The sequence below is a fragment of the Pseudotabrizicola sp. 4114 genome (genome assembly GCF_031457365.1).
In the GTDB taxonomy this organism is placed as follows: domain Bacteria; phylum Pseudomonadota; class Alphaproteobacteria; order Rhodobacterales; family Rhodobacteraceae; genus Pseudotabrizicola.
In genome coordinates this window covers 1-1,499 of the sequence record NZ_JAVDWP010000044.1, presented here as the reverse complement: position 1 = coordinate 1,499, position 1,499 = coordinate 1, and the positions used below count along the sequence as shown (strand labels likewise).

The 1,499-nt window shown below is 61.2% G+C and carries 1 protein-coding gene; it reads right to left on the bottom strand.

The window, feature by feature from the left end; genetic code table 11:
• Window positions 1–56: 56 nt before the first annotated feature.
• Complete coding sequence (locus tag J2X53_RS22435; protein WP_349039704.1) at window positions 57–1,424, bottom strand: ISNCY family transposase; 1,368 nt, start codon at window positions 1,422–1,424, stop codon at window positions 57–59.
• Window positions 1,425–1,499: the final 75 nt, after the last annotated feature.

Sequence of the window (1,499 nt, the reverse complement as noted above, 5' to 3'; positions counted from 1 at the left end):
ACCGGGCAGGGCGGAGACCACCGATATCGCAGGCCTGACCGGTCCTGCGGTCAGGCTCACTCTGCGGCATGAGATGCCGTTTTAGCACGGAGCAGGTCACCGCGCTTTTCGGCCCAGCCTTTCGGACCAGGGGGCCTGCGGCCAGTGGGCGTGTATTTCGTTCGCTGTTTGCCTACCTTGACCGGTTCGGCTTGCCGGGCCTCCTGAATCTCCTTGGCAAAGGCCAAAGCTTCCGAGAGGCGCTTGTTCTCGGTGATCGCGGCGTGCGTCACGCGTTGCTGGTCGGGATCGAAAACACGGTAGGGCAGCGAAAACCCTTTCCAGCGCACCTCGAACCGCCCATCCGGCCAAGCATAGGTATCGACATACTTGCCCACGAGGCCGCGCGAGATCTCGCTCTCCTCCAGCATGATGCGCTTCCGCTCGTAGGAAAACGTCAGCTGCTGGCCGACATAGCGTTCGTCGCGCCAGCACAAGATGTCGTTCAAGCGGTCCGGGGTTTCGGTCACGGCACGGTGGAGGTTATCGGGACGGGCAGGGGTTCGTGCAAACTGCTGGTTATGGCGCAGAATGTAACCTGGCAGCCAATCATTGCCCGCCGTCATCCCCGTCACACCGTCCAGCCGCATCTCCTTGACCAGACGGTCCTGAAGGGTGCGGTTCTTGCGTACCACCCGGCCTTTGGCCTGGCTGGAATTTGCACAGAGAATCTCGATATTTAGCTCGAGAAGCGCGCGGCCGAACTGCGTGGCCTGCTGGCCAGATTTGGCGTCTGCCTTGGCCACCCGGAACACTGAGTGCTTGTCAGAATAGAAGGCTACCGGCTTGCCATGGGAACGCAAATAGCCCGCCAGCATCTCGAAATAGGCAAAGGTGCTTTCGGAAGGCACAAACCGCATCTCCTGGATCGCGCTCGTCGCGTCATCCACCGCCACGATCAACGTGCAAGGCGCGTCGCGATCTTCGAACCAGCGATGATCCGACCCGTCAATCTGGATCAGTTCGCCATAGCATTCGCGCCGAAGCCGTGGTCGGTGAAACACCCGCCGCTGGCTGCGGGACAGCCAGAGCCCATCCGCGACCATCCATTTGCGGAGCGTCTCGCGCGAGATCTTCACGCCATCGCGCTCGGCCAGTTTCTCGGCCGCCAGCGTCGGACCGAAGTCGGCGTAGTGCTCGCGCACCAGCGCCATCGCCAAATCGCGTAGACCCTCGGTGGTCCGATTGTTCGACGGCCTTCCGCGCGCCTTGTGCCGCAAGGCGATGGCACCATCTTCGCGAAACGTTATCAGCAATCGCTGAACCTGCCGGTCACTCAGACATAAAACCGACGCGGCCTCTGACGTTGACATACGGCCGGCAACGACAGCGGACAGAACTTCAATCCGGTGCACCTCGCGCTCGCTCATCAGCACCCATCCCATGACGCCTTACTCCTTAGCCTGAAGGACAGGGCGACATTCTAACTTTGCTCAGGTGCGACAAGTCTACTTTGCGCT

Bases quoted from the DNA above. Each gene is read 5' to 3' on its own strand.
- J2X53_RS22435 (WP_349039704.1), bottom strand. From the start codon at position 1,424: ATGGGATGGGTGCTGATGAGCGAGCGCGAGGTGCACCGGATTGAAGTT.